The following is a 26,641-nucleotide window of genomic DNA, read 5'->3' as shown; positions in this document are numbered from 1 at the left end:
TATGAAGCTCGAACTTCGCGGTATAACCAAACGATTCGGCTCGTTGATCGCCAACGATCACATCGATCTGACGGTCGAATCCGGCGAGATCCACTGCCTCCTCGGTGAGAACGGTGCAGGCAAGTCCACGTTGATGAACGTGCTCAGCGGCCTGTACCGCGCCGAGGAGGGCCAGATCCTGCTCGACGACGTCGAGCAGAACTTCGCCGGTCCGGGCGAGGCGATGACTGCAGGAATCGGCATGGTGCATCAGCACTTCATGCTGATTCCGGTGTTCACCGTGGCCGAGAACATCGTGCTCGGCAACGAAACCACCTCGCTCGGTGGACGACTCGACCTCGTGGCAGCACGAAAGCTGGTACGAGAAATATCCGCGAGGTTCGGCTTCGACCTCGACCCCGATGCTCTCGTCGACGATCTCCCCGTCGGCGTGCAGCAGCGGGTCGAGATCGTCAAGGCGCTCTCTCGAGAAGCCAAGGTGCTCGTGTTCGACGAGCCCACGGCCGTGCTGACGCCGCAGGAAACCGACGATCTGATGCGGATCATGCGGGAACTTGCGGCGTCGGGCACCACCATCGTGTTCATCACCCACAAGCTCCGTGAAGTACGCGAAGTAGCAGACAAGATCACCGTCATCCGGCTCGGCAAGGTCGTCGGCGAAGCGAAGCCGACGGCAGGCAACACCGAACTCGCCGCGTTGATGGTGGGACGTGATGTGCAGCTGACAGTTTCGAAGGAACCGGCCGAGCCGGGTGCTGCCGCACTGGTCGTCGAGAACCTGTCGGTGTTCGACGCTCAGGGCAACAAGACCGTCGACGACATCAGTCTCGAGGTCGCCGCGGGAGAAATCCTCGCCATTGCCGGCGTGCAGGGCAACGGGCAGACCGAATTCGTCGAGGCGCTACTCGGCTTGCAGAAGAACGTATCCGGAAAGATCGCCCTCGACGGTCGCTCTCTCGTCGGGGCGACAGTTCAGCAGGTGCTCGACGCCGGCGTCGGGTTCGTGCCCGAGGACCGGACCGTCGACGGCCTGGTGGGGGAGTTCTCGATTGCCGAGAACCTGATGCTCGACCGCTCCATCAGTGAGCCGTTCGTGCGGCGCGGAGCGGTACAGCGGGAGTATCTCGACACGTTCGCGTCGGAGAAACTGAGCGAATTCGACGTTCGGGCACCGGGAATCGGAACCGCCGTCGGACGCCTGTCCGGTGGTAACCAGCAGAAGGTGGTACTCGCACGCGAACTGAGCCGCGATCTGCGACTGTTCGTCGCCGCGCAGCCCACTCGCGGAATCGACGTGGGATCCATCGAATTCGTACACAAGCGCATCGTCGCCACCCGGGATTCGGGGATCCCGGTCATCGTGGTGTCGAGCGAACTGGACGAGGTCGCCGCACTGGCCGACCGCATAGCCGTCATGTATCGAGGAGCAATCGTGGGAATCGTCCCCGGGGATACGTCCCGCGAAACACTCGGATTGATGATGGGCGGCGAGCGCGGTGAGTGAGACCGAGCAGCCGTCGAAAGCTCATGTCGTACTTCGGCAGATCTTCACCGGCAGTGCGATCATCTCGGTTCTCGCGGTGTTGCTTGCGCTGATCGTCGGTGCCGTCCTCATTGCCGCGACCAACTCCGGCGTCCAGGAATCGGCAGGCTACTTCTTCTCCCGTCCGTCGGACATGCTGACGGCGATCTGGGATTCGGTGTCCGGCGCGTATTCGTCGCTGTTCCAGGGGTCGGTGTACAACTTCCGTCGTCCCGGATTCGAGAACGGCATCCGGCCGTTGACCGAGACGTTGACGTTCGCGACACCGCTCATCGTCGCCGGACTCGGTGTGGCCCTTGCCTTTCGGGTCGGTATGTTCAACATCGGTGGTCGTGGCCAGATGCTGATCGCCGCCGCATGCGCGGGCTGGGTCGGTTTCGGGGTGAGCCTGCCCGCCGGCATTCATCTGCTGGTGGCCGTTGTCGCAGGCGTTGTCGGCGGCGCGGTCTGGGGCGGCATCGCCGGATTTCTCAAGGCCCGCACCGGTGCTCACGAGGTGATCGTCACGATCATGCTCAATTACGTTGCGTTCTATCTCATCTCGTACCTGCTGCGTACTCCCGGTGCGCTGCAGGCTCCGGGATCGAACAATCCCAAGACGGCCCCCATCGAATCGACGGCCGTGTTCCCGAAGCTGTTCGGCGACAAGTACAACCTGCATCTCGGGTTCGTGCTGGTCATCCTCGTGACGGTCGCGGTGTGGTGGCTGCTCGAACGATCGAGCCTCGGATTCCGATTCCGTGCCGTCGGTGAGAACCCGCACGCGTCACGCGTCGCCGGAATGAACGTCAACCGCATCTACCTCTACGCGATGATCCTGTCCGGAGCTCTCGTCGGCCTGGCCGGCGTCGCTCAGGTGCTCGGTACGGTCACCACCGGCTTCAGTGCCGACATCGACGCCGGTATCGGATTCGACGCCATCACCGTGGCCCTGCTCGGGCGATCCAAACCGTGGGGCGTCTTCTTCGCGGGAATCCTGTTCGGCGCGTTCAAGGCCGGCGGGTTCGCCATGCAGGCGGCCGAGGGCGTACCCATCGACATCGTGCTCGTCGTGCAGTCGGTGATCGTGCTGTTCATCGCCGCACCGCCGTTGGTGCGAGCGGTGTTCCGATTGCCCAAACCCGGTGAAGAGAAACTCGCCAAAGCCGAGACCGCGAAGGTGGGTGCACTGTGACCACCTCCGTCGACTCACCCGCAGAGACGGTCCTCGGTCGTAGTTGGAAGGTACCCACGATCCTCGGGGTCGTGACACTGCTGGCGTTGGTGCTGTTCGTGGTCCGAAAAGGCTCAGGAACCAGTACATTCGCGCTGGCCTCGGAAGACGACTTCTTCGCACTGCCCGCCGTCGGCGTACCGTCGTACGGTGCCGGCCTGGTCGTGGTCGTATTGCTGGCCGTCATCACCGGCTACGCGGCCCTGTTGGCGTCGCGTTACCGGTCGACGCCGCTGTGGCTGCTCGCCGTGTTCGCAGTGCTGTTCGTATTCGGATTTCTCGCGTGGGCCGCGGACGGGGAGACGATCCCCGTACCCGGATTGCTCATCGGCGCAGTCGCTTTGAGCACACCGCTGATCTTCGGTGCGATGGGCGGAGTGATCTCCGAGCGTGTCGGCGTCATCAACATCGCCATCGAGGGGCAGCTGCTGGCCGGTGCGTTCGTCAGCGCCGTCGTCGCGTCGATCACCGGTTCGACCTACGTGGCGCTGCTCGCCGCTCTGGTCGCCGGCGCACTGACCGCGTCGCTGCTGGCGGTGTTCTCGATCCGCTACTTCGTCAATCAGGTCATCGTCGGTGTGGTGCTCAACGTGCTTGTCGTCGGACTGACGAGCTTCCTGTACTCGGTGGTGCTCACCAAGAACGCCGAGACGCTGAATTCGCCACCGCGCTTCGCGCGCATCGACATTCCGGTGCTCTCGCAGATTCCGATCCTCGGTCCGGTGCTGTTTCGACAGACACTGATCGTCTATTTGATGTACATCGCCGTGGCCCTGGTGTTCTTCGGTCTGTTCCATACCAAGTGGGGTCTGCGACTACGTGCCGTCGGTGAGCATCCGCAAGCCGCCGACACCGTCGGAATCAACGTGGCCCGAACGCGGTTCTGGAACGTCTGCCTCGCCGGTGCCATCGCCGGGCTCGGCGGTGCGTATTTCACGCTCGGGTCCGTCGGAGCCTTCGGCAAGGAGATGACCGCAGGTGCCGGCTACATCGCACTCGCCGCGGTCATCTTCGGCCGATGGGATCCGGTGCGTGCCACCCTGGCCGCATTGCTGTTCGGCTTCGCGTCGAATCTGCAGAACGTACTGGGCATCATCGGGTCCCCGGTGCCGAGCGAGTTCATGCTGATGCTGCCGTACGTGGTCACCATTTTCGCCGTTGCCGGCCTGGTGGGCCACGTGCGAGGACCGGCCGCGGCGGGCAAACCGTACGCGTCCAGGAGTTGACGGTTTCGCCATCTGACTCAGCGGTAGGGTCGCTGTCCGATGTGACCGCTTTCACTGTAAGGTTCGATCATTGTTGCCGCAGTTTTTCGAAGGAGAGCCATGAGCTTCCGCAGTCCCTTTCCCGACGTCGAGATCCCGAATCTGAGCGTCTACGACTTCCTGTTCGGGTCCATCGCCGAGACCGATCTGGACAAGCCTGCGCTCATCGACGGCACGTCGGGTGACGTCACCACCTACAAGAGCCTGATCGGCCAGGTCGACGCGATCGCCGGGGCGCTCGCTGCCCGTGGGCTCGAGGTCGGCGACGTCGTCGGACTGCATTCGCCGAACGTCCCAGCATTCGCTTCGGTGCTGCACGGCATTCTGCGTGCCGGCGGAACTGCGACGACGATCAATGCGCTCTACACCGCCGAGGACATCGCCAAGCAGCTCACCGGCTCGGGCGCGAAGTTCCTGTTCACCGTCTCCCCGCTGTACCCGCAGGCCAAGGCCGCCGCGGAGAAGGTGGGTATCGACGCCGATCACGTGATCGTGCTCGACGGCGCCGAAGGCCACCCGAGTCTGCGGGACCTGCTCACCCAGGGCGCGCCTGCTCCCGAGGTCTCGTTCGATCCGGCGACGCACGTTGCCGTGCTGCCGTACTCGTCCGGCACGACGGGTGTGCCCAAGGGCGTCATCCTCACGCACCGCAACCTCGTCGCCAACGTGGCCCAGATGGAACCGCGCGTGGGCATCGACAGCAACGACGCGATCCTGGCGCTGCTGCCGTTCTTCCACATCTACGGACTGACGGTGCTGCTCAACATCGCCCTCAAGTTGCGCGCGCACCTGGTCACGATGCCGAAGTTCGACCTCGTCGAGTTCCTGCGCATCATCCAGGACCAGAAGCTGACCTACCTGTTCATCGCCCCGCCGGTGGCCGTCGCGCTCGCCAAGCACCCGATGATCGATCAGTACGACCTCTCGAGCGTGCACACCATCTTCTCCGGCGCGGCCCCGTTGGACGAGGAGCTCGGTAAGGCCGTCGCCAAGCGCTTGAACACGCGGGTACGTCAGGGCTACGGCATGAGCGAGCTCAGCCCGGTCAGCCACGCGATCCCGTTCGATCGCGACGACATGCCGCTCAGCTCGGTGGGCCAGCCGTTGGCCAACACCGAGAACAAGCTCGTCGACCCGGGCACGCTCGAGGAAATCGAGCTGCCCACAGAGGGATTGAGCAAGCCGGGCGAGCTGTGGGTCAAGGGGCCGAACGTGATGGCGGGATACCTGAACAATCCCTCCGCCACCGCGGAGACCCTCGACTCCGACGGTTACCTGCACACCGGCGACATCGCCGTCGCCGACCACGAGGGCGTCGTCTACATCGTCGACCGCCTCAAGGAACTGATCAAGTACAAGGGCTACCAGGTGCCCCCGGCGGAGCTCGAGGCGCTGCTGCTCACGCACGAGGAAATCGCCGACGCGGCCGTCATCGGTGTTCTCGACAACGAGGGCGAGGAAATCCCCAAGGCGTTCGTCGTCCGCCAGCAGGGTGCCACGATCGACGAAGAGGGCATCATCGCGTTCGTCGCCGAGCGCGTCTCCCCGCACAAGAAGGTTCGACGCGTCGAGTTCATCGACATCGTGCCGAAGTCTGCGGCCGGCAAGATTCTTCGTAAGGATCTGCGGGCCGCGGAAGCCGGAAAGTAATACTCCGTTCCACGACAACACCCCGTCCCACACTCAGTGGGGCGGGGTGTTGTGTTGTGGCGCATACGTTTCGATAGTGCACACCCCTTTTCTCGACCGCGCGACCCTCCTCGGGCGCAAACATGGGCGCTCAGTCGGTAGCAGGGGTGTGAGGTTGTCGTGGAACCGCGCTCGAATCAGCCGGGTGCACTCATCGCCGGGCATCGGGTGAGGCGGTTGTATTCGTCCAGGGTGGTCAGTGGGGGACGGTCGACGAGAGACAACGGTGCCACGCTCATCGAGAGCTGAGTTCCGGTGGTGGAGAACGTGGTGAACCCGGCTCCGGAATCGCTCAGACCCAGGCGCGAGAACATCGTGGCGATGATCTGCCGACTCATGACAGCCAACTCCGACGTCGGCCGATTTCGATGCCGTCGGGTTCCCAGTCCGACCTGGCCGATCGCGCCGATACCCAACCGGTCGCACGTATCGAGCAGAACACCGATCTCGACTCCGTAGCCGGGGGCGAACGGAAGTGCTTCCAGGAGGCGACGAGTCGCGGCGTATTCCCCGCCCAACGGTTGGAAGACGCCGGCGAGTTCGGGCCGAAGCGCCGTCAGCAGCGGTCGTACCGTCAGCTGCGTGACGCGGCCGCCGCCGTCCTCGTCGGTGGTGTCACCGATCGTCAGCGGTCGACGGTAGAAGCCTTTGACCAACTCGACGTCGTCGGACATGACCAGTGGACCGACGAGGGAGGGAACGAAGTGCGAACCGGGATCGACCAGATCGGAGTCGACGAACACCACGAGGTCGCCCGAGGTGGCGGCCACTCCGCGCCACAGCGCTTCACCCTTGCCGCGAACCACGGGTGTGCCGGGTAGTGCGTCCTCCCTGGAGACGACGGTGGCACCGGCGCAGCGGGCCCGCGCCGCGGTGCGGTCGGTCGATCCCGAATCCAGCACCACCAGCTCGTCGATCAGGCTGCCCAGATGGGGAGTCATCGAGGCGATGACGCCGGCGACGGTGTCTTCCTCGTCGAGAGCGGGCAGCACGACCGAGACGGTCCGGCCACGTTTGGCCCGGATGATGTCTGCCAGTGGCCACGGAGAGCGGGCCCAGGTGGCAGCCAGAGCCGGAGTGCCCGCAACGTCGGTTCGGTTCATCGCTTTTCCTTTGTCATCGCTCGAGGAGTGCACGGCTCAGGACGGGCCGGTCGGCAGCCCCAACGACGGTGCGATCACCGACCACGAATCGTGCAGATCCTGTTGCCAGTAGGCCCAGGAATGGGTCCCGTTGGGTCGGAAGTTGTAGGTGGCCTCGATGTTCAACTCCTGCAACCGTTTCTGCATCTGTTGCGAGCACACATCGGTCGTCGCTTCGATCACTGCGCCGACGGCGAGTTGTTGGGCGAGCTTGCCGTAATCGCTGCCGATACCGGGGCCGCCCGGCACGTCGAACGCACCGGGCGCTCCCGTTCCGGACGAGATGTAAACGGCCATGCCGCGCAGCCCCTCGGCATTGACGTAGGGGTCGTTGGCAATCCAGTCGGCGCTGCCCTGTGGTCCCCACATGTTGGCGGTCGACCCACCGCCGCGGGCCTCGACGACGGACCTGACGTACATGGCACCCACCGGGTCGCTGGTGCGTGCGCATCCACTGAACGCGGCGACGGATCGATACACCGGGGGATGGGCGATGGCCAACTGCAGAACGGACGTGCCTGCCATCGATATACCGGCGACCGCATTGGCCCCGTTGCCGTCGAGCAGAGCATCCATCACGGGAGGAAGTTCGCGACCGAGGAAGGTGGACCACATGTTTCGGCCCAGTACCGGATCGTCGTGCAACCAGTCGGTGTAATAGCTCGCAGCGCCGCCCCGCGGAACCACCACGTTGACGTTCTTGTCTCCGAAGAAGCCGGCGATGTCGGTCTGGTCGAACCAGCTGCTTCCCCCGTCACCGCCCGCCGCTCCGTTGAGTAGATAGAGCGTGGGTGAACCGGTCTGCGCCGACCGAAATACGTCGAGCTGGATATCGCGGTCCATGGCTGCCGAATGCACCCACACGATGTCTCGTCGGTCGGCAACTCCCTCGACGCCGACCACCGACGAGACGGTGTCGGCGGAAGCCGACCCCGTCGTGATCGATAGGAGAACGACGACGGTAGCGAGCACACTCAGAGCCGACAAGGCCGCCTGACCGAGGCGAAATCGACTGGGCATCAACGGTTCCTGACATTGTGGGAGCCGCGCACGACAAACCTCCGGCGAGCGCGATGTGCCTTTGGACGGTAATGCGAATCACTGGTGTCGACAACAATGTTGACGATCCTTCAGTTCTGACACAGATATCCCGTGAATCGTTGTCAATTTTCCAAAATGCTCGTCGACGGGGTTTCTCGGCCTCTGCCCGGGTGATGCACTGGCCCCTCCGACGCACCTCGCCGCGTCGAATCGCTCTGTCTCCTTCGAAAGGTTGTGTCGTGGTCGCATTCGGACTCATCGACGAGTGGAAGCCCGCTCCAGGACCGCTCACCACGTGGTCACCCACCGTCGCCTCACGAGCTGCTGCCGCGGCTGCGCCCGTTCACCCGGCACCGCCCTCGCACATCCAGCAGGCGTATCTCGAAGCCGCCTACCGCAACCGGGGATCGTCGTTCCGATTCTCCCGGCTGTGCCTGGTGACGTTCAAGATCGAAGGCACACTGGACCGCACCGCGATGGGACGAGCATTCAACACGTTCGTCACCCGACACGATTCGTTCCGTAGCTGGTTCTCGACGACGGCCGAGGGTTCGACGCGCCACCTCGTCGACGTCGCCGACATCGCGCTCGAAGCGACCGATTTCGGAACGCCTGCGGACGCCGAGGCCATTCGGAGTCACGTGCAGGACAGCACGCCCGGCCCCGAGAGCTGGGACTGCTTCTCGTTCGGAACGATCGAACACGACGATCACTTCGTGGTGTACGCGGCGGTCGATCACCTCGACACCGACGGCATCTCGCAGGCCCTGACCTACTACGAACTGCGCCAGCTCTATCGCAACGCGGTGACGGGCGAGTCCGACGGCCTGTTCACCCCGGGCAGCTACCTCGAGTACTGCCAGCGCGAACGCCTCGAGAGCGACGCGACGACTCTCGAGAGCCCTGCGGTTCGGACCTGGATCGACTTGGTCACCGACAACGGGGGAGATCTGCCGACGTTCCCACTTCCGTTGGGACGCAACAGCGCCGACTACACGCGGACCTCGCACAGTTCGTTCCCGTTGTTCGACGGTGCCACCGCGCAGGCAGTCGACGAGGCGTGTGCAGCCGTGGGAGTCAAGTTCATCGGCGGAATCTTCGCCGCCGCAGCTCTGGCGGAGTACGAGCTCGCCGGCCGGGGCAGCTACCTCGGTCTGACGCCCAAGAGCACGCGGGCGACCCCGGGCGAATTCGCGTCGATCGGGTGGTATTCGAGCCTGATTCCTGTGCAATTCGACCTCGGTGAGCAGCCGACGTTCCGTACCCTCGCAGTGCTCGCACAGGCGGCATTCGACTCGGGAAAGTTGCTGGCGAACACCTCGTACCACCGGGTGCTCGAGCTGGCCTTGCCGGAACACGGAATCACGACGCAGCCGGGATGGACCGCGCCGATGATCTCGTACGTCGACGTTCGCAAGTTGCCGGGCGAAGCCGAATTGGATGCGGCGGGAGCGGGTCTGTACGGCAACCGCGGCAGTTCCGAGGAAGTCTTCATGTGGATCAACCGCTTCGAGGACCACACCGGCGTCGAGTTCCTGTACCCGGGCACCGACGAGGCCGATCGTTCGATCGACCTGTACTTCTCCAAGATTTCCGAAATCTACGCCGCCGTGGTCGACAAGGGCGACTACATCCCACAGCCACCCGAGGCTCACGTGTTGGCCCACGAGCTTCCGGACGTCAGCAGGGTATGACGCTCCCTCGCCGCGGGTCGTGGCTGACGCTGGGTGCCTGTCTGCTGGCCGTCACGATGCAGATGATCGACGTCACCGCCGTCACCGTGGCGTTGCCGACGATCGCGCGTGACCTCGACGCGTCGGGCACCCAGCAGGTCTGGATCCCGACGGCGTATCTGCTCGCCTTCGCCTGCGCGCTGCTTTCGATGGCGCGCGCAGGCGAGGTGTTCGGGCGCAGAACGGTATTCGTCACCGGCACTGCACTGTTCGCCGTGACGTCGGTGCTCTGCGCGTATGCGCCCACCGTCGAACTGCTCGTCCTCGCTCGCGTGCTGCAAGGGCTCGCGGGAGCGGCGATGTCGGCCCAGACGGTGGCGATCGTGACAGCGGCCTACTCCGGCACCCGGCGCACCACCGCGTTCGCGCTGTACGGTGGCACCGCGGGGCTGGCCGGACTCGCCGGGCCGTCCATCGGCGCAGCGCTGCTGCACCTCGACATCCTCGGAGCCGGTTGGCGAGCACTGTTTCTGATCAACGTCCCGATCGCGGCGGCGGCGATCGTTCTCGGCCGTAGGTTCGTGGCACCGGGTACCGAGCAGGTCCCGGCCGGACACGGCGGGCGGTTCGACCCGGTCGGTGCCGTCCTGTGGTCGATCGCGGCCCTGCTGATCGTCTGTCCCGTCATGATCAGCTCGAGTGTCGCCGCAGCGTTGCCCGCGGTTGCGCTCGGTCTGACGACACTGGCCGGGTTCGCGATGTGGGAGCGTCGCCGACGTGCTGCAGGAGCACACGTCATGGTGAACATCGGCGTCTTCGGTGAGCGAGGATTCTCCGTGGGATGCGCCGTATCGGCTCTCGTGTACGGGACCTTCACCGGGTTCGTTCTGACGATGTCGGTGACACTGCAATCCGGATTGGGTGAGAGCGCGTCGACGGTGGGAGCGATCACTGTTCCCTTCGCGCTCGGGGCAGTGCTCGCTTCCGTGGCCGCGCCGATCTCGTTCCACCACTGGGATTCTCGCGTCGTTGCGGCCGGCGCGGCCGCTATGGGACTGGCTCTGCTCGTTCTCGGCGTCACCACAGAATACCTGGACCGTGCCGGCTTTCCCTGGTGGGCGGTCGTGCCGCTCGGGGTACTCGGCGCGGGTCTCGGGTCGGTGATCGCGCCGTTGCAGAGCACCATCGTCGCGGGGGTGGCCCCGCACGCCATCGGCTCGGCCTCGGGAATTCTGCCGACCGTCCAACAAGTGGGATCGGCTGTGGGAACCGCGGTGACCGGGGCCCTGTACTTCGGTCTGCTTCCTGCGGAGCCGGTTGCCGCGGACTATCTGGCGTCTCAGCGGACGGTGTTGTTCGGGCTGGCCGCGACCATGGTGGTGGCCACCACAGTCGCGGCCCCGCTGCCCCGCGGCGTCATCGAACGCAGCTCGTCGATGGTTTCCCAGGGTGTGCCGTGAATATTTCTAAGTGATTGTTCCGCAACAGTATCCGTCAATATCTCACCCGGACCAGGAGTTCGGGACGATCGAAATCGAGAAGAGTTACACCATGTTTCGCACCTTCGTGACCTCGACACTCGTCGTCGGGTTGATGTCGCTGTTGTTCGTATCTGCTCCCCATGCGTCGGCCGCGCCCGGTGATCCGGCCCCGCTACCCGGCACGTTGTATGCGGCGGCTGCGGACCTGAACGGGAAGAACAACGGCGATGTCGTTGCCAGTCGGCGGTTTTCGAGCCCCCTGTATCCCGGTGCCGACATCTGGCAGCTCCAGTACCGGTCGTCCGATTCCCGAGGCGACGCCATCGCCGCAGTGACAACCGTTCTGGCACCGACGAACCGCGCACCCGGTGGGCCTCTACTGTCGTATCAGCCGTTCGTCAACGCGCTCGGGTTGCAGTGCGCACCGTCGGAGTCCCTGTTCGGTGCCGACCCGACGACCGGTGTGCAGGAACGCGAATTCCTCAACCTCGCGCTGATGCGTGGATGGACCGTGGCGGTACCGGACCACCTCGGGCCGAAAAGCGCTTACGGCGCAGCCAAGTTGGGCGGACAGATCACGCTCGACGGCGTCCGCGCCGCACAGCGCGTGCCGGAACTCGGTTTGGCAGCGAGCCCGGTAGGTATGGCCGGTTACTCCGGCGGCGGTATGGCGACGGCGTGGGCCGCGGCGCTCGCTCCCAGCTATGCACCCGAGCTGAACATCGTGGGTGCCGCAGCCGGAGGTGTGCCTGCGGATCTGGACAACATTGCTCGCGCGTTGGGTTTTCAGCCCCATCAGGCATTCGGTCTCGCGTTCGCGGCCGCCCTCGGACTCGAACGCGAATACCCGGATCGCCTGCCGATCACCGCGCAGCTCAATCCCACCGGTCTGGCGTTGAAGGATCAGGTGTCGAATGCGTGCACGCCGGTGATTCTTGCGACCGGAGCCTTCAAGAGTGCGCTGGCGGTCTCGACCACTACGTCGTTGGTGGACAGCCCCGAGGCGCAGCAGATCATCGACGAGAACAGTCTGGTCAAGTACGCCGGTGTGCCGACGGCACCCACGCTTCTGTGGGGAAGCGACAACGATCCGCTCATTCCGATCGGTGCGTTGCGTGACACTGCTGCTCGGTACTGCGCGAGTGGTGCCACCTTGCAGTTCGACGTCGTCCACGCACCGCAGCACATCCAGGCGGCGTTCGAGGGTCTTCCCGCGGCACTGACATTCCTGGACAACAGGTTCCGGGGTGTCGCACCGCCGACGAACTGCCTCCGATGAGACGACTGGTAACCGTCGTCGCTGCTGTGACGACGGCTCTGGTCGCGGCTTCCGCGCCCGGATATGCAGCAGAGCTTCCGGTCCTGGCACCGCAGACGCTCGGCGACTTCTCGGTGCAGACTCGATACTTCGACGTCGCAGTGGGGCCCGAACACGATCAGCACTGCACCGTCCTCGGAGATGTGTACGTTCCTGTCGGGCTCGGACCGGACCACCGAGCTCCAGCCATTCTGACCAGCAACGGTTTTGGCGGATCCAAGGACGACCAGGCCGGTGCCGCTGCCAGATTCGCCACTCACGGCTACGTGGTACTGACGTACTCGGCCCTGGGTTTCGGCGGCTCGACATGCAAGATCTATTTCGCCGACCCCGATTACGACGGCATGGCCGCGTCGGCCCTCATCGGCTATCTCGCCGGTGAGAGCAGCGGGGTGTTCACCGATCCCGCACGGACGGTGGCCGCCCCGGCGCTGGATGTGGTTCGCCTCGACGCACCGGGTGACCCGCGCGTCGGGTACCTCGGCGGTTCCTATGCCGGCGCAACGGGATTGGCGACGGCGGCGGTCGATCCACGATTGGACACCGTCGCGTCGATGATCACCTGGAACGATCTGGCGCGGTCGTTGGCACCGGACGGGGCCGGCCGCAGATCCGTCGGGCCGGTCAAGAGCGTGTTCGGTTCGGCATTTCTGGCCGCCGGTGCCGTTCTGACCGGACCGGGCGGATACGCCGTGGATCCGGCGCGGGCACAGGGGTGCCCGAACTACGCCCAGTGGGTGTGCGACGCCGCGTCCGCCTTCACGGCCAATCGCGAACCCGACCCGGGAACTCTGGCGGCGATGCGTCATGTCTCACCGGTGGACTATCTCGATCGAGTCGATGTGCCGGTGTTGCTCACGCAGGGGCAGAAAGATTCGCTGTTCAGTCTCGACGAGGCCGCAGCCACGTTCGAGGCACTGCGGGCGCGGGGAGTGGAGACGTCCATGGTCTGGCACTCGTGGGGACACAACGATCGCAAGGGTTATCCGGGTGAGTTCGACATCAAGGCCCCCGACCCGTTCACGCAGCACGAAGCGGCACTGGTGGGCAATTGGCTCGACCGGCACCTCAAGGAACGTGACGTCGACCCAGGACCGGCTTTCACCTACTTCCGGGACTGGGTGCCCTACACCGGCGTCGCGTCGCCGGCCTACGTCGAATCCGAGACATTTCCCGTCGGTGCTCGCCGCACGTTCCGTCTGTCGAATGGATCGCTGGCGGAGAGGGATTCGACGAATGATGTGTGGACGCAGACGATTCGGGGTGCAGGTGCGCCGATGCCCACCACGTTCGGACTGCCGAATCTCGCGGCCGAGTTGCCCGTGCCGCGGGTCTCGCTACCCGGCTCTGCCGCGAACTGGACGACGCCGCCACTGACCGAACCCATCGACGTCGTCGGCGCACCGGAACTGTCCATCGGTCCCACGGTGTCCGGTCCCGCGACCGTCTTCGTCACCGTGCTCGACGTAGCACCCGACGGTGCGCGGAGCCCGATTCACGGACTTCTCGCACCCGCCGTACTCACCGGATCCGGTGAACCGGTGACCATCTCGCTGCCCAGCATCGTCCATCGATTCGACCGCGGTCATCGCGTCGCCGTCGAGATCACCGCGTCGGATCCGTCCTTTGCAGGTGGGCCGGGTCCAGCGGACGTCACCGTGTCCTCGACGGATCCGATCAACCAGTTCTCTCTTCCCGTAGTCCCGTGATCTTCGATTTTGCTCACCCGAAAGGCTCGCTGTGATCCGAAAATTCTTTACCCTGGGGTCCATCCTGGTGGCACTCTGCGCGTCCCTGTTCGCAGTGGGCACAACAGCTTCGGCGGCTCCCGCGCCGACGGCCCCGGATCCGGACGTCTTCTACGCGGCACCGGCCGACATCGCCGATCACGCGCCGGGCGACATCCTGGCCAGCCGACGGGCCGACGCCTGGATGTACCCCAACACCGACATCTGGCAACTCAAGTATCGGTCCACCAACTCCGCAGGTGCACCCGTCGCCGCGGTGACGACCGTGCTGATGCCGCGAGGCAAGGGCGCGGGAACCCCACTGGTGTCCTATCAAGCCGTCATCAATGCCCTGGGCGTCAAATGTGCACCGTCGCATGGTCTTTTCACATACGAGATCGGTGAAGCGCCGAGCCTGTACGTCGGTATGGTCGCCCGCGGTTGGGCGGTTGCGGTGCCGGATTACCTCGGCCCGACCGGAGCCTACGGAGCCGCGGAGTACGAAGGTCGTCTGACGCTCGACGGCGTGCGGGCAGTGCAGAACTTCGAGCAGTTGCCGCTGAAGGACAGTCCCGTTGCACTGTTGGGTTACTCTGGAGGCGCACTGGCGACCTCGTGGGCCGGTGCCATGGCACCCACCTACGCGCCGGAGCTGAACATCGTGGCCAGTGTGCACGGTGGAACCCCGGCCGACCTGGGATTGATCGCACAGAACCTGGGCTACAGCGCGATTCCGCACCCCGCCTTCGGAATGGCACTCGCGGCATCACTGGGACTCGAACGTGAATACCCGACCGAATTCCCCGTCTCGGAGAACCTGAATGCAGCGGGCCTGGCCCTGCGAGATCGCGTGAGCAACGAATGCAGGCGCCCCATCATCATCGGCGGAGCGTTCAAGAGCGCGAGAGATCTGTCGAACGTCGACATCGCGTCCCTGCCCTCTGCGCAGGCGGTACTGAAGAAGAACAGTCTCGTCGACTACGAAGGCGTCCCCACGGCCCCGGTGTACATCTGGCACGGCATCAACGACTTCATCACCCCCTACGCGCCGGTGAAGGAGACGGTCGACCGCTACTGCGCAGCCGGGGCAACCGTGCAGTTCCGGGCGTATCCACTCGCCGAGCACTTCAGCGGATCGATAGTCGGACTACCCGAGGCCTACGCCTACGTGGACGCACGATTCCGAGGAGAGCCGGCACCGTCGAACTGCGGCTGATGTCCGCTCGGTGGTGACCTCACACCGTATTTGTCGACTGCGCGCCCTTGCTCCTGAGAGTGGGGGCGCGCAGTCGGTAGTAAGGGTGTGAGGTTGCCGGGGAACCGAGAGGGTGCTCGCCGCGTCCAACCAGTTGTGAGAGCAACAGGGCGCTGGGTGACGGGTGTGGTCGGACTGATGATGCTGGTCGCCGGATGTGGTGAGTCGACGCCGAGTGCACCGAATGCTGCGTTGCCGACGTCGACCAGCGTTGCGCCGATCGCCACCGAGCCCTGGGATCCATGCACCATCCCGGACAATGCCGTCGAGGCCGCGGGATTGGATGTGGGGAGCAAAAGCTCGAACTTGTTCGGAGACGCCCCGATATCCCTCGATTGGAAGATTTGCTCTTGGAGAGACCCCGACCCGGGTTCTTGGTATTTCCTCGGAGTGTTCTCGTCCGACCACGATCTCGCGTACTTGAAGACGAATGACCAGTTCGACGAGTTTGCCGTGGTCGATAGCTCCGGAGCTGTTCAGTTCCGGCGAACTGCGAACTACGAAGAAGTCAGTTGCGGTCTCGCTTACGAAGTGGCTGGGGGGATTGTCTACTTCATTCTCGACGGGCGCGCCTCTCGCGAACCACAGGGCGATCCCTGTGTCGAGATCGGGCGCGTTGGAGAAGCGCTTCGCTCATCGTTGCCGCCGTCGAGCCGATAGGGGGGGGGGGCACAGTGGGGTCAGAGTCGAATGAACTCGGCGTCGCAATGCTGAGGTGGCAGGAGTTTGCATCGAATGCTGAGTCGGGTCAGCTGCAAATTCCAGAGGGCGTCGCGTTTCAATGCGACAGAGTCTGCGCGGAGTACGTTTTGCACCTCGAAAAGATGCTGGAGAAGACGAAGTGGCTAGTCGATACCCGCGCGTTCGGCACCCTTCCGTCAGCTCAGATGTTGGGTGCAAAGTTCAAGCGACTGGCCGATGGTGAGGAACGGTCGGCGGCTGTTGCGATCAGGCAACACATCGAGGTCGTCGAATTGATGCGCTCGGTGTTTCGTCGCTATTTCGTCGACACCGAAGAGGTTGATCAGAGCGTGGGAGCTCGGGTCGGCGAGATCGGAGCGGCGCTGGGGGAGTAGTCCCGCAACCTCACACCCTTTCTCCGGACCTCGCACCCCCGCTATGCGGGGAACCCCGGCGCGCGGTCGTCACAAAGGGTGGGAGGTTCCGTACATGCCAACGCCATACCGTCGACCCTGCCCGAAATGTCCGTAAAGGCAACTACGGCAACGCAATCACGACAACATTCGCGAATCGGATGCCTTACTCTGCCTTCGTGAATCTTTCCACGGCCCGGCTGGTACAGATGCGTCCGCGCGATCCGAACGAACCGCATCGCGCGGCGAGTCCACTCGAATTGTTCTTCGACCTCGTCTTCGTCGTGGCCGTCAGTATCGCGGCGGTGCAACTCCATCACGCGCTCACCGAGAACCACGTCGCCGACGGTCTGCTCAGTTACGCCCTCGTGTTCTTCGCGATCTGGTGGGCGTGGATGAACTTCACGTGGTTCGCCACCTCCTTCGATACCGACGACTGGCTCTATCGAACGCTGACCGTCGTACAGATGGCCGGCGTGCTGGTGCTCGCCGCCGGAGTCGAATCGGCGTTCGTGGACAAGAATTTTGCGGTCGTAGTGCTCGGCTACGTCGTGATGCGCGTGGCGATGGTGACGCAATGGGTTCGAGCGTCTCGGACCGGTGACTACAAGAAGACCGCACTGACATACGCGACAGGCATTGCGGGCGTTCAAGTTCTGTGGATTCTCTGGCTGGTGCTGTTCGACGGCACAGCCGCCATCGTCTTGTTCTTCGTCCTGGCAGCCGCGGAAATGGCGGTTCCACTGATCGCCGAACGCAGCGGGTCGACGCCATGGCACCCGCACCACATCACCGAACGCTACGGGCTGTTCACGCTGATACTGCTCGGCGAGAGCCTGCTCGCATCGGCCAACGCCATCATCGAAGCGCTGCACGACGAGACGGCTCTGGCACCGTTGATCTCGATTTCCGTCCTCACCCTCGTCGTCACCGCGAGTCTGTGGTGGATCTACTTCTGGCCGCCGCATCACCGGGCCATCGGAAAGTTCGGCAACTCGCTGATCTACGGCTACACGCACTACTTCATCTTCGCCGCGGCGGGCGCGTTCTCGGCCGGCATCGAGGTCGAGATCGATGTGCTCACCGAACACAGCAAGCTCGGCGACGTCGCCGCGTCGTTCACCGTCACGGTTCCGATTGCGATATTCGTCCTCGGAGTGTGGCTGATCGCCATCCGCGCCCACGCGGATCGCGTCGTCAACATCGCGGTTCCGGTCGGTGCCGTGCTCGTGTTGTTCGACCCCGTCATCCCCATCCCGATCACCCTCACCGCGGTCGTCATGATCGTCGTCGTCGGCGTGCTCGTCGCACGCGGGCCACGACCCCCAGCGTTAGGTCGTTCCGCAGGCTCCACTCCCCAGCGTCCCGCATGAGAAACTGACCACATGAGTATCGGAACCCTGATTCTGCTTCGTCACGGCGAGAGCGAATGGAACGCGTCCAACCAGTTCACCGGCTGGGTCGACGTGCGACTGACCGAGAAGGGCGAGGCCGAGGGCAAGCGCGCCGGCCAGCTCCTCGCCGAGGCGGGCGTACTGCCCGACCTGCTGTACACCTCGCTGCTGCGCCGCGCGATCAGCACCGCGAACCTCGCGCTCGACGCGGCCGAGCGGCATTGGATCCCCGTCGTGCGCGATTGGCGTCTGAACGAGCGGCACTACGGCGCACTGCAGGGCTTGAACAAGGCCGAGACCAAGGACAAGTACGGCAACGAGCAGTTCATGCTGTGGCGTCGTAGCTACGACACGCCGCCGCCCGCCATCGAGGTCGGCAGCGAGTTCAGCCAGGATGCCGATCCCCGTTACGCCGACCTGGACAGCGTTCCGCTGACCGAATGCCTCGCCGACGTCGTCGAACGGCTCATCCCGTACTTCGAGGAGACGATCGTCGCCGATCTGAAGGCCGGCAAGAACGTGCTCGTCGCCGCACACGGCAACTCGCTGCGTGCACTCGTGAAGTACCTCGACGAGATCTCCGACGCGGACATCGCCGAATTGAACATCCCCACCGGCATCCCACTGCAGTACGACCTCACCGAGGTCGACGGCAAGCTGAAGCCGACCAATCCGGGTGGCACCTACCTGGATCCGGAAGCAGCGGCTGCGGGTGCGGCTGCCGTGGCAAACCAGGGCGGTAAGTAACTCCGCCACGCACAAACCGGCAGTTTGTCGAAACTGCAGGTGAACGAACGAAGAACACTGCCGACGAGGGCTATGACGACCAGGGAAATGCCTGCACCCTGCGTATGTGAGCCGTCCATCGAACGTACGATTCCGGTGTGAGTGTTGCATCGGCCGTACTACTGGCAATCGCCGCGGCCTTCGTGGGATACCTCGTCGGCGGTGTTCTGATCCCGTACCTCAACACTCGACACTCGGAGCGTCGCCGCGCCACCTCCGGATTGACGATGTCGCAGGTCCTGGACCTGATCGTGCTGGCGTCGGAGAGCGGTATCGCCGTCGTCGATCAATTTCACGACGTCGTGTTGTCGAATCCTCGGGCCGAGGAGCTCGGCCTGGTGCGTAACCGTTCCATCGACGAGCGGGCGTGGGCCGCGGCGACGAAAGTGCTGTCCGACGGCAATCCCGTCGAAGTCGATCTCAGTGCCAAGGCCCCCCGGCCCGGCCGCGACAAGATCGCCGTCCGGTGCGTCGCGAGACTGCTCAGCAAAGAGGACCGACGGTTCGTCGTTCTCTTCGCCGACGACGATTCCGAGCAGGTACGGATGGAGGCCACGCGTCGCGACTTCGTGGCCAACGTCAGTCATGAACTGAAGACGCCGGTCGGTGCGATGAGCCTGCTGGCCGAGGCGCTGCTCGAATCCGCGGACGACCCGGACTCCGTCCGGCACTTCGGCGGCAAGGTCGTCGCCGAATCCAAACGCCTGGGCAACATGGTGACCGAGCTGATCGCACTGTCGCGTCTGCAGGGGGCCGAGAAACTGCCCGACCTGGAAGTGGTCGACGTCGACACCGTCGTCAACGAGGCGATGGACCGGTCCAAACTCGCTGCCGAGAACGCGGGCATCTCCGTCACCACCGACCACCCGAGCGGGCTCGAAGTACTCGGCGACCAGGCGCTCCTGGTGACGGCCCTGGCCAACCTCATCCAGAACGCGATCGCGTACTCCTCCGACGGTTCACCCGTCTCGGTCAGTAGGGCACTGCGCGGATCGAACGTCGCGTTCGCCGTCACCGACCGAGGAATCGGTATCGCCAAGGCGGACCAGGAACGCGTCTTCGAGAGATTCTTCCGCGTCGACAAAGCTCGGTCGCGGGCCACCGGCGGCACGGGCCTGGGCCTTGCCATCGCCAAACACGTCGCAGCCAACCACAACGGCAGCATCTCGCTGTGGAGCAAGCTGGGCACCGGATCCACCTTCACCCTCCAGATCCCCGCGTACTTCGAAGAAGAAGACGACGCCGCGGTTACAGAAAGAGAGAATCAGTGACCAACGTTCTGATCGTGGAAGACGAAGAGTCGTTGGCCGATCCACTGGCCTTCCTGCTCCGCAAAGAGGGGTTCGAGGCCACCGTCGTCGGCGACGGACCGTCGGCACTGGCCGAATTCGATCGTGCCGGCGCGGACATCGTGCTGCTCGACCTGATGCTTCCCGGAATGAGCGGCACCGACGTGTGCAAGCAATTGCGTTCGCGCTCAGGCGTTCCCGTGATCATGGTGACCGCGCGTGACAGTGAGATCGACAAGGTCGTCGGGCTCGAACTCGGTGCCGACGACTACGTCACCAAGCCGTATTCGGCCCGCGAACTGATCGCTCGTATCCGCGCCGTACTGCGCCGCGGCAGTGACGCCGAGGTCGACGGCGGCACCGACACCGGAGTGCTCGAAGCCGGGCCGGTGCGGATGGACGTCGAACGGCATGTGGTGATGGTCGGATCCGATCAGATCACGTTGCCGCTCAAGGAGTTCGACCTGCTCGAATACCTGCTGCGCAACTCCGGCCGGGTCCTGACCAGGGGCCAGTTGATCGACCGAGTGTGGGGTGCGGACTACGTGGGCGACACGAAGACTCTCGACGTGCACGTCAAACGACTGCGGTCGAAAATCGAGACCGACCCGGCCAAGCCGGAGCATCTCGTCACCGTGCGCGGTCTGGGCTACAAGCTCGAGGGGTAGAGCCTGCGGCATGTGAGTGGAAAATCGTAGTGGGCTACGAGTTTCCACTCACGTGCGGCGCCAGCCGCTCTACCGGCGCTGGGCCTCACGAGTAGCCGGATGTACGGCAATCAGACCGAGGCCACGACGACGCTTGCACAGGGACGCCAACTCCTCGTACGCGGCCTTGCCGAGCAGCTCGGTCAATTCCGGCTTGTACGACTCGAACACCTGCTTGGCTCCGACGTGCGCGTCGGGTGAGCCGGAGCAGTACCAGTGCAGATCGAGTCCGCCTTCGCCCCAACCGCGTCGGTCGTACTCGCCGATGGTGGTCTTGAGAATCTCGGAGCCGTCGGGCCGCGTCACCCAATCCTGGGTGCGCCTGATGGGCAACTGCCAGCACACGTCGGGCTTGACCTCGAGCGGCTCGATGCCTTTGCGCAGCGCCATCGAATGCAGTGCACACCCGATGCCACCCTCGAACCCGGGTCGGTTCTGAAAGATGCACGCACCCTTGTAGCGCCGCGTGCGCAGAGATTGCTCGTCGTCGAGATCGTCGTATTCGACGTATCCCTTCTTGCCCAGACCCTTGTCCATCAGCTGCCAGTCCTGCGGCGTGAGCAACTTCACCGACTCGTCGAGCTTGCGTTTGTCGTCCTCATCGGACAGGAACGCGCCGTGCGAGCAGCATCCGTCGTCGGGGCGACCCTCGACGGTGCCCTGGCAGGCGGGGGTACCGAAGACGCAGGTCCAGTTGGACAACAGCCACGTCAGATCGGCGGCAATGACATGTTCGGAGTTGTCGGGGTCGGGAAACTCGACCCATTCTCGCGGGAAATCCAACTCGACCTCTGCAGCGAACGACTGCTGCTCACGACCTGCTGTCACAAACGACGACGGTAGACCCAGTACCGTGGGGTTGTGCGATTAGGGGTGCTCGACGTCGGTAGCAACACGGTGCATCTGCTCGTAGTGGACGCACACCGTGGCGCACACCCGACGCCGATGAGCTCGAGCAAGGCGACGTTGCGCCTGTCGGAGAACACCGACGCGTTCGGCAACATCACTCCTGCAGGTGCCGATCGGCTCGTCGACGAGGTGCGTGAGTTCGCCGCCATCGCCGCCCGGTCGGGTTGCAGTGAACTGATGGCGTTCGCCACCTCCGCGGTGCGCGACGCCTACAACTCCGACGACGTTCTCGCGCGGGTTCTCGCCGAGACCGGAGTGGCCTTGGAAACCCTGTCGGGCGCGGACGAGGCCAGATTGACGTTCCTGGCCGTGCGCCGCTGGTACGGCTGGAGCGCCGGGCGCATCCTCGGACTCGACATCGGCGGCGGATCGCTGGAACTGACCAGCGGCAGCGACGAGAATCCCGACGTGGCGTTCTCCCTGCAGCTCGGTGCCGGCCGCCTCACTCGGGACTGGCTCGACGAGGATCCTCCGGGAAAGCGTCGTATTGCCGTTCTTCGTGACTGGTTGGATGCCGAACTCGCGACACCGGCCAAAGAACTGTTGGCTGCGGGCGATGCGGACCGCGCGGTGGGAACGTCGAAGACATTTCGTTCGTTGGCTCGCTTGACCGGTGCTGCGCCTTCCGCGGCCGGTCCGCGAGTGACGAGAACGCTGACGGCGAGCGGTCTGAGGCAACTCATCGCGTTCATATCGCGGATGACGGCCGCCGACCGTGCAGAATTGGAAGGCATCAGTGCCGACAGGTCACCACAACTGGTGGCCGGGGCGCTGGTAGCGGAAGCGAGCATGCGGGCACTGTCGGTGGAATCACTCGAGATCTGTCCGTGGGCGCTGAGGGAAGGTTTGATTTTGAGGAAGCTGGACACCGAAGCCGACGGCGATCTGGTGGGGAGTTCGAGATGAGCGACGCCAACCCGGAAGACACCGGGCAGATCTCGGTCGCCGAGCTGTTGGCCAGAAACGGCCAGAAGACCAACCTGACGGCAGGAGGGCGACGCCGACGAGGCGTCAAGGGCGGCATCTCCGTGGCCGAACTGACCGGGGAGATTCCCGTCGTTCGTGACGAACCCGGCGACCGCAGCGCACCCGTCGTCGACGAGCCGCAGGACGAAGCTCCCGATACCGCTGCGAACGAGCCCACGAGCAGTGCATCCGACGGCAACACGACCACGTCGTCCACGCCGCAACCGCCCCGGCCCCAGAGCACCCGCCCGACCCCGTACCAACCGGCAGGCAAGCGCGACAAGCAGCAGCCCGAACCGGAACTGCTGTCGGGCTCCACGACCGTCGCCGGAGACCTGCTCAATCGATCGCACGACGACACCGCGCGCGGGTTGCGGCCCGCTGCTCCTGCCGCGCAGGGATCGGAGCGACGCCCGTACGGGTCGACCCAGGCCGAGCAGGGACGGGCCCGCCGATCGGCGGGATTCCAGCCGCCGCGTTCGACCGAATCCGCCGAACCCAAGACCGACGTCACCTCGCGTGCGCCGCTCGTGGAGAGCCCACATGCCGCTCTCGTCGAGGTGGACGACCTGGCGAAGACCGCGGTCACCCCGCGCATCACGCGCGGCATCGAGGTCGACGACGAGAAGACCGCTGACAAGAAGACCGCTGACAAGAAGATCGCTGACGAGAAGGCCACTGATGAATCGGCCGACGAGGCCGGCACTCAGGTCATACCCGAGGTAGTCGACCTCACGAAGCCGACCACCGACGAAGGCCCTGCCGACTCGACGACCGTCGACCCGAAGACCGTCGACACCGCGAGTACCGGCTCGCGTGCCGATCGTCGTAAATCGGCGAGTAAGGACAAGGCGAGCAAGGACAAGTCCCCGGTCAAGGGCAAGGGCGGCGCGGTTCGGCAGTGGCTGGTGCTCATCGGGCAGGCCGTGGTGTCGATCGTCGTCGGTGCGCTGCTGTTCAAGGGCTTCGAGCAGCTGTGGGACGTGCTGCCATGGGTGGCACTGGTGCTGTCGGTGCTGGTCATCGTCGGTCTCGTCGCCGTGGTGAGGATTCTCCGGCGTACCGACGATCTGGTCTCGATCGTCATTGCCATAGCCGTCGGTGTGTTCGTCACGCTCGGTCCGTTGGCCTTCCAGCTCAGTACCGGCTGAGTTTCGACAACGATGGCGGCGAAGCGAATCAAGGTCGGATTGTCCACGGCCTCGGTGTACCCGCAGAACACCGAGGCAGCGTTTCGCTATGCCGCCGATCTGGGTTACGACGGCGTCGAACTGATGGTGTGGGCCGAATCGATCAGTCAGAACGTCGATGCGGTGGCCGCGTTGTCACGTGAGTACTCGATACCGGTGCAGGCCATCCATGCGCCGTGTCTGCTGATCTCACAGCGGGTGTGGGGATCGGATCCGATCGTCAAACTGGCCCGGTCGGTCGAAGTGGCCGAGAAGCTGGGTTCGGCGACCGTCGTCGTGCATCCGCCGTTCCGCTGGCAGCGCAAGTACAGCGACGGATTCGCCGATCAGGTGGCGGAACTCGAATCGAACTCCCACGTCGTGGTCGCGGTGGAGAACATGTTCCCGATGCGTGCCGACAGATTCTTCGGGCGCAAGGAGAAATCCGCCCAACGGCTGGAACGACGCGGAGGCCCGGGAGCGGCGCTGTCGGCGTTCTCGCCGTCGTACGACCCGACCGACGTCGGTCACGGCCACTACACACTCGACCTCTCGCACACCGCGACCGCAGGCTCCGACGCACTCGAGATGCTCGACCGGATGGGCGACGGGATAGCGCACCTGCATCTGGCCGACGGCCGCGGCGCGTCCGTCGACGAGCATCTGATCCCGGGGCACGGCAGCCAGCCCTGCGCCCAGGTCTGCACCGAACTGGTGCGGCGTGGATTCGACGGCCAAGCCGTCATCGAGATCAACACTCAGAATGCGCGCACGGTGCCCGAGCGTTCGTCGATGCTGGACCAGGCGCTGCAGTTCGCCCGCGCACACCTGTCCTGACTGCCGGTAAGTTGTCCGGAATGAGTTCCACCAGCCCGTTCCGGGCAGCAACCACACTGGTCCCACTCGACGTCTCCGCAGACACGGCGTCCTTCGCCGGTGCGATCGATTCCACCTGGACCATCGGCCCCAAAGTGCACGGCGGGGCGATGCTCGCCATCTGCGCGGCCGCGGCGCGTCAGCAGATCGTGCTGATCGACCCGGCCCAGGTCGAGATCCAGCCGTTGGCCGTCAGCGTCAGTTATCTGGCCGCGCCCGATCCCGGCGAAGTGGCGCTCACGACGATCGTGCGTAAGCGCGGCAGGCAGGTCTCGCACGTCGACGTCGAGCTGACTCAGGCCGGACGTGTTGCAGTGCGGGCGGTGGTCACCCTCGGTCGGCCCGACTCGGAGGAACCGAACCACGAAACCCCGTTGTCGCTGGCGTCGATGGCCGCGGAGCCTCCTGCGGACACCCTCGCGGTGGCAGGCGATCACCCCATGGCGTCGATCGTGCACGTGGCCAAGGGCTGCGAGATGCGGATCGAACCGTCGTCGGCATCGTTTCTCACCGGTCAGCAGGGTGAGGCCGAAATTCGACTGTGGGTGCGCCCCTTCGCGGGCGACGAAGCCGACGCCGACACGTCGGTGCTCTTCGCGTTGATGGCAGGCGACATCTCGGCCCCGGTGACGATGAACCGCGGAATGTTCGGCTGGGCGCCGACGGTCCAGCTGACGACATATCTGCGTCGCCGCCCGGCTCCGGGGTGGCTGCGAGTGGCAGCGACCAGCTCCGTCATCGGCAGCACCTGGTTCGAGGAGGACCACCTGATACTCGACTCGACCGGTGCCGTGGTGGTGCAGAGCCGACAGTTGGCGATGGTGCCGCGCTCGAACTGACATGGCAGGCTTGGCCGTATGACGAGAATTGCAGTGATCGGTGGCGGACGGATCGGCGAGGCATTGATTGCGGGACTCCTCGAGGCCGGTCATGCCGTGCGCGACCTCGTGGTCGCCGAGAAGTCCGAGCCGCGCGCCAAAGAGATCGCGAAGGACTTCGGAGTGCTGACCGCCAGTGTCGCCGACGCGGCCGAGGGAGCCGACGTCATCGTGCTGGCGGTCAAGCCCGCCGACGTCGAGGGCGCACTGAATCAGATCACCAAGATCGAGCTCGACGGTGACCGCGAACAACTCATCGTCTCGCTCGCCGCAGGCGTGCCCACCGCCAAGTTCGAGCCCAAGCTCCCCGCCGGATTCCCGGTCGTACGGGTCATGCCCAACACCCCCATGCTGGTGGGGGAGGGCGTCAGTGTGCTGGCGCCGGGGAAGTACGCCCGCGCCGAGCACCTCGAGCTCGTGCGTTCCATCCTCTCGGCCGTCGGCAAGGTCGTCGTCGTCAAGGAACATCAGCTCGATGCGGTGACGGCCGTGTCCGGGTCCGGTCCGGCCTATTTCTTCCTGGTCGCCGAGGCCATGATCGACGCGGGAGTGGGCCTGGGATTGAGCCGGGATGTCGCGTCTGCACTCGTCGCACAGACGATGGTGGGGTCGGGAGCGATGCTGGATCGCTCGGACGAGTCCGCCAGCGAGCTTCGGTATGCCGTGACCTCCCCGGGCGGAACGACCGCCGCGGCGGTACGCGAATTGGAGCGAAACGGCCTCCGAGCTGCGTTTTTCGATGCTCTCGGTGCAGCCAACGCCCGATCGATTGAGATGGGCATCACAGCAGAATAAAAAATCTTTTCCCCACACCCGTCGCAGTAACCCCATCTGTCCCTATAGGCTCGGGGGCAGCACGTGCGTGTCTGTTCGGCAGGAGGGGAAGCCTGCCGCATGAGACGTGCCGGAGGTAAGTGGATTGATGGCGTCTATAAACAAGCCGTCCAAGGGTTCGTCCCCGGACGGTCAACCGGCTCTGGCCGGAACACAGTTCCTCACTGTCGCCGAGGTGGCGACTTTGATGAGAGTTTCGAAAATGACCGTGTACCGACTGGTGCACGGCGGAGAGCTGCCCGCAGTACGGGTGGGTCGATCTTTTCGTGTGCACGCCAAGGCGGTACACGACTATCTCGAGACCTCGTATTTCGACGCAGGCTAGTGCACGTAGCTAGGTCGTAAGACCGGGCCGGTTTCGTAAGTCACGGCTCACACCGGTAGGATTGGCG

Annotated in this window: 24 protein-coding genes; 21 read left to right on the top strand and 3 right to left on the bottom strand. The window is 64.6% G+C overall.

What is annotated here, in order from left to right:
• Position 1: 1 nt before the first annotated feature.
• The 4 genes from CH268_RS18880 (at position 2) to CH268_RS18865 (ending at position 5,671) form a co-directional block, all read left to right on the top strand.
• Positions 2-1,504, top strand: a complete 1,503-nt coding sequence (locus CH268_RS18880) for an ABC transporter ATP-binding protein (RefSeq protein WP_094665547.1) — start codon at positions 2-4, stop codon at positions 1,502-1,504.
• A complete protein-coding gene (locus tag CH268_RS18875; RefSeq protein WP_032365197.1) occupies positions 1,497-2,717 on the top strand; it encodes an ABC transporter permease in 1,221 nt (406 codons plus the stop codon). Before CH268_RS18880 ends, CH268_RS18875 begins: the two co-directional genes overlap by 8 nt.
• Complete coding sequence (locus tag CH268_RS18870; protein ID WP_027498372.1) at positions 2,714-3,982, top strand: ABC transporter permease; 1,269 nt, start codon at positions 2,714-2,716, stop codon at positions 3,980-3,982. Before CH268_RS18875 ends, CH268_RS18870 begins: the two co-directional genes overlap by 4 nt.
• 99 nt (positions 3,983-4,081) lie before the next feature.
• The gene (locus tag CH268_RS18865) at positions 4,082-5,671 is read left to right on the top strand and encodes an AMP-binding protein (protein WP_094665545.1); all 1,590 of its coding nucleotides are present in this window, start codon (positions 4,082-4,084) and stop codon (positions 5,669-5,671) included.
• A 176-nt stretch (positions 5,672-5,847) separates the two neighbouring features.
• Here CH268_RS18865 and CH268_RS18860 read toward each other — a convergent pair whose 3' ends face one another.
• Together CH268_RS18860 and CH268_RS18855 are read right to left on the bottom strand one after the other, a co-directional pair.
• Positions 5,848-6,813, bottom strand: a complete 966-nt coding sequence (locus tag CH268_RS18860) for a glucosyl-3-phosphoglycerate synthase (protein WP_094652021.1) — start codon at positions 6,811-6,813, stop codon at positions 5,848-5,850.
• A 36-nt stretch (positions 6,814-6,849) separates the two neighbouring features.
• The gene (locus tag CH268_RS18855) at positions 6,850-7,872 is read right to left on the bottom strand and encodes an alpha/beta hydrolase (RefSeq protein ID WP_094665543.1); all 1,023 of its coding nucleotides are present in this window, start codon (positions 7,870-7,872) and stop codon (positions 6,850-6,852) included.
• Positions 7,873-8,132: 260 nt separating this feature from the next.
• On the opposite strand from CH268_RS18855, the gene CH268_RS18850 reads away from it, so the two are divergent.
• The 11 genes from CH268_RS18850 (at position 8,133) to CH268_RS18800 (ending at position 20,578) form a co-directional block, all read left to right on the top strand.
• The gene (locus tag CH268_RS18850; protein ID WP_094665541.1) at positions 8,133-9,587 is read left to right on the top strand and encodes a condensation domain-containing protein; all 1,455 of its coding nucleotides are present in this window, start codon (positions 8,133-8,135) and stop codon (positions 9,585-9,587) included.
• A complete protein-coding gene (locus tag CH268_RS18845) occupies positions 9,584-11,026 on the top strand; it encodes an MFS transporter (protein WP_094665539.1) in 1,443 nt (480 codons plus the stop codon). The genes CH268_RS18850 and CH268_RS18845 overlap by 4 nt, the downstream gene beginning before the upstream one ends.
• A 91-nt stretch (positions 11,027-11,117) precedes the next feature.
• Complete coding sequence (locus CH268_RS18840; RefSeq protein WP_094665699.1) at positions 11,118-12,326, top strand: lipase family protein; 1,209 nt, start codon at positions 11,118-11,120, stop codon at positions 12,324-12,326.
• Positions 12,323-14,074, top strand: coding sequence for a CocE/NonD family hydrolase (locus CH268_RS18835; protein ID WP_094665537.1), 1,752 nt, complete (start codon positions 12,323-12,325; stop codon positions 14,072-14,074). Before CH268_RS18840 ends, CH268_RS18835 begins: the two co-directional genes overlap by 4 nt.
• A 34-nt stretch (positions 14,075-14,108) precedes the next feature.
• Entirely contained in the window at positions 14,109-15,308 is a 1,200-nt protein-coding gene (locus CH268_RS18830; RefSeq protein WP_441346988.1) for a lipase family protein, read from the top strand.
• Positions 15,309-15,473: 165 nt separating this feature from the next.
• Positions 15,474-16,007, top strand: a complete 534-nt coding sequence (locus CH268_RS18825; RefSeq protein WP_141215167.1) for a DUF3558 domain-containing protein — start codon at positions 15,474-15,476, stop codon at positions 16,005-16,007.
• Between the two features lie 47 nt (positions 16,008-16,054).
• Positions 16,055-16,423 carry a hypothetical protein gene (locus tag CH268_RS18820; protein WP_255182446.1) on the top strand — a complete coding sequence of 123 codons (369 nt, stop codon included), beginning with the start codon at positions 16,055-16,057 and terminating at the stop codon, positions 16,421-16,423.
• 227 nt (positions 16,424-16,650) lie between these two features.
• Positions 16,651-17,814, top strand: coding sequence for a low temperature requirement protein A (locus tag CH268_RS18815; RefSeq protein ID WP_094665697.1), 1,164 nt, complete (start codon positions 16,651-16,653; stop codon positions 17,812-17,814).
• 12 nt (positions 17,815-17,826) lie between these two features.
• Positions 17,827-18,582, top strand: a complete 756-nt coding sequence (locus CH268_RS18810; RefSeq protein WP_032365206.1) for a phosphoglyceromutase — start codon at positions 17,827-17,829, stop codon at positions 18,580-18,582.
• Positions 18,583-18,719: 137 nt separating this feature from the next.
• Positions 18,720-19,892: a sensor histidine kinase gene (locus tag CH268_RS18805; RefSeq protein ID WP_027498362.1), complete on the top strand. Its 1,173-nt coding sequence runs from the start codon at positions 18,720-18,722 to the stop codon at positions 19,890-19,892.
• Positions 19,889-20,578 carry a response regulator transcription factor gene (locus CH268_RS18800; RefSeq protein ID WP_027498361.1) on the top strand — a complete coding sequence of 230 codons (690 nt, stop codon included), beginning with the start codon at positions 19,889-19,891 and terminating at the stop codon, positions 20,576-20,578. The genes CH268_RS18805 and CH268_RS18800 overlap by 4 nt, the downstream gene beginning before the upstream one ends.
• Positions 20,579-20,647: 69 nt before the next feature.
• Here CH268_RS18800 and CH268_RS18795 read toward each other — a convergent pair whose 3' ends face one another.
• A complete protein-coding gene (locus CH268_RS18795) occupies positions 20,648-21,445 on the bottom strand; it encodes a hypothetical protein (protein WP_032365207.1) in 798 nt (265 codons plus the stop codon).
• Positions 21,446-21,478: 33 nt separating this feature from the next.
• Here CH268_RS18795 and CH268_RS18790 point away from each other — a divergent pair, with 33 nt between their 5' ends.
• From CH268_RS18790 to CH268_RS18765, 6 genes are all read left to right on the top strand, one after another.
• Complete coding sequence (locus tag CH268_RS18790) at positions 21,479-22,432, top strand: Ppx/GppA phosphatase family protein (RefSeq protein WP_176457990.1); 954 nt, start codon at positions 21,479-21,481, stop codon at positions 22,430-22,432.
• Complete coding sequence (locus CH268_RS18785) at positions 22,429-23,643, top strand: hypothetical protein (protein ID WP_094665529.1); 1,215 nt, start codon at positions 22,429-22,431, stop codon at positions 23,641-23,643. The genes CH268_RS18790 and CH268_RS18785 overlap by 4 nt, the downstream gene beginning before the upstream one ends.
• Before the next feature lie 12 nt (positions 23,644-23,655).
• Entirely contained in the window at positions 23,656-24,498 is an 843-nt protein-coding gene (locus tag CH268_RS18780) for a sugar phosphate isomerase/epimerase family protein (protein ID WP_032365210.1), read from the top strand.
• 20 nt (positions 24,499-24,518) lie between these two features.
• Positions 24,519-25,376, top strand: coding sequence for a thioesterase family protein (locus tag CH268_RS18775; RefSeq protein ID WP_048316267.1), 858 nt, complete (start codon positions 24,519-24,521; stop codon positions 25,374-25,376).
• 18 nt (positions 25,377-25,394) lie between these two features.
• Complete coding sequence (gene proC / locus CH268_RS18770; RefSeq protein ID WP_027498355.1) at positions 25,395-26,210, top strand: pyrroline-5-carboxylate reductase; 816 nt, start codon at positions 25,395-25,397, stop codon at positions 26,208-26,210.
• A 127-nt stretch (positions 26,211-26,337) separates the two neighbouring features.
• The gene (locus CH268_RS18765; protein WP_008713658.1) at positions 26,338-26,574 is read left to right on the top strand and encodes a helix-turn-helix domain-containing protein; all 237 of its coding nucleotides are present in this window, start codon (positions 26,338-26,340) and stop codon (positions 26,572-26,574) included.
• The last annotated feature ends 67 nt before the right edge of the window (positions 26,575-26,641 follow it).

Origin of the sequence: Rhodococcus sp. 06-1460-1B (assembly GCF_002258475.1) — a bacterium.
In the GTDB taxonomy this organism is placed as follows: Bacteria; Actinomycetota; Actinomycetes; order Mycobacteriales; family Mycobacteriaceae; genus Rhodococcoides; species Rhodococcoides fascians.
Note: the sequence above shows the minus strand (reverse complement) of the source record. Positions and strands in the feature narration are given on the sequence as shown.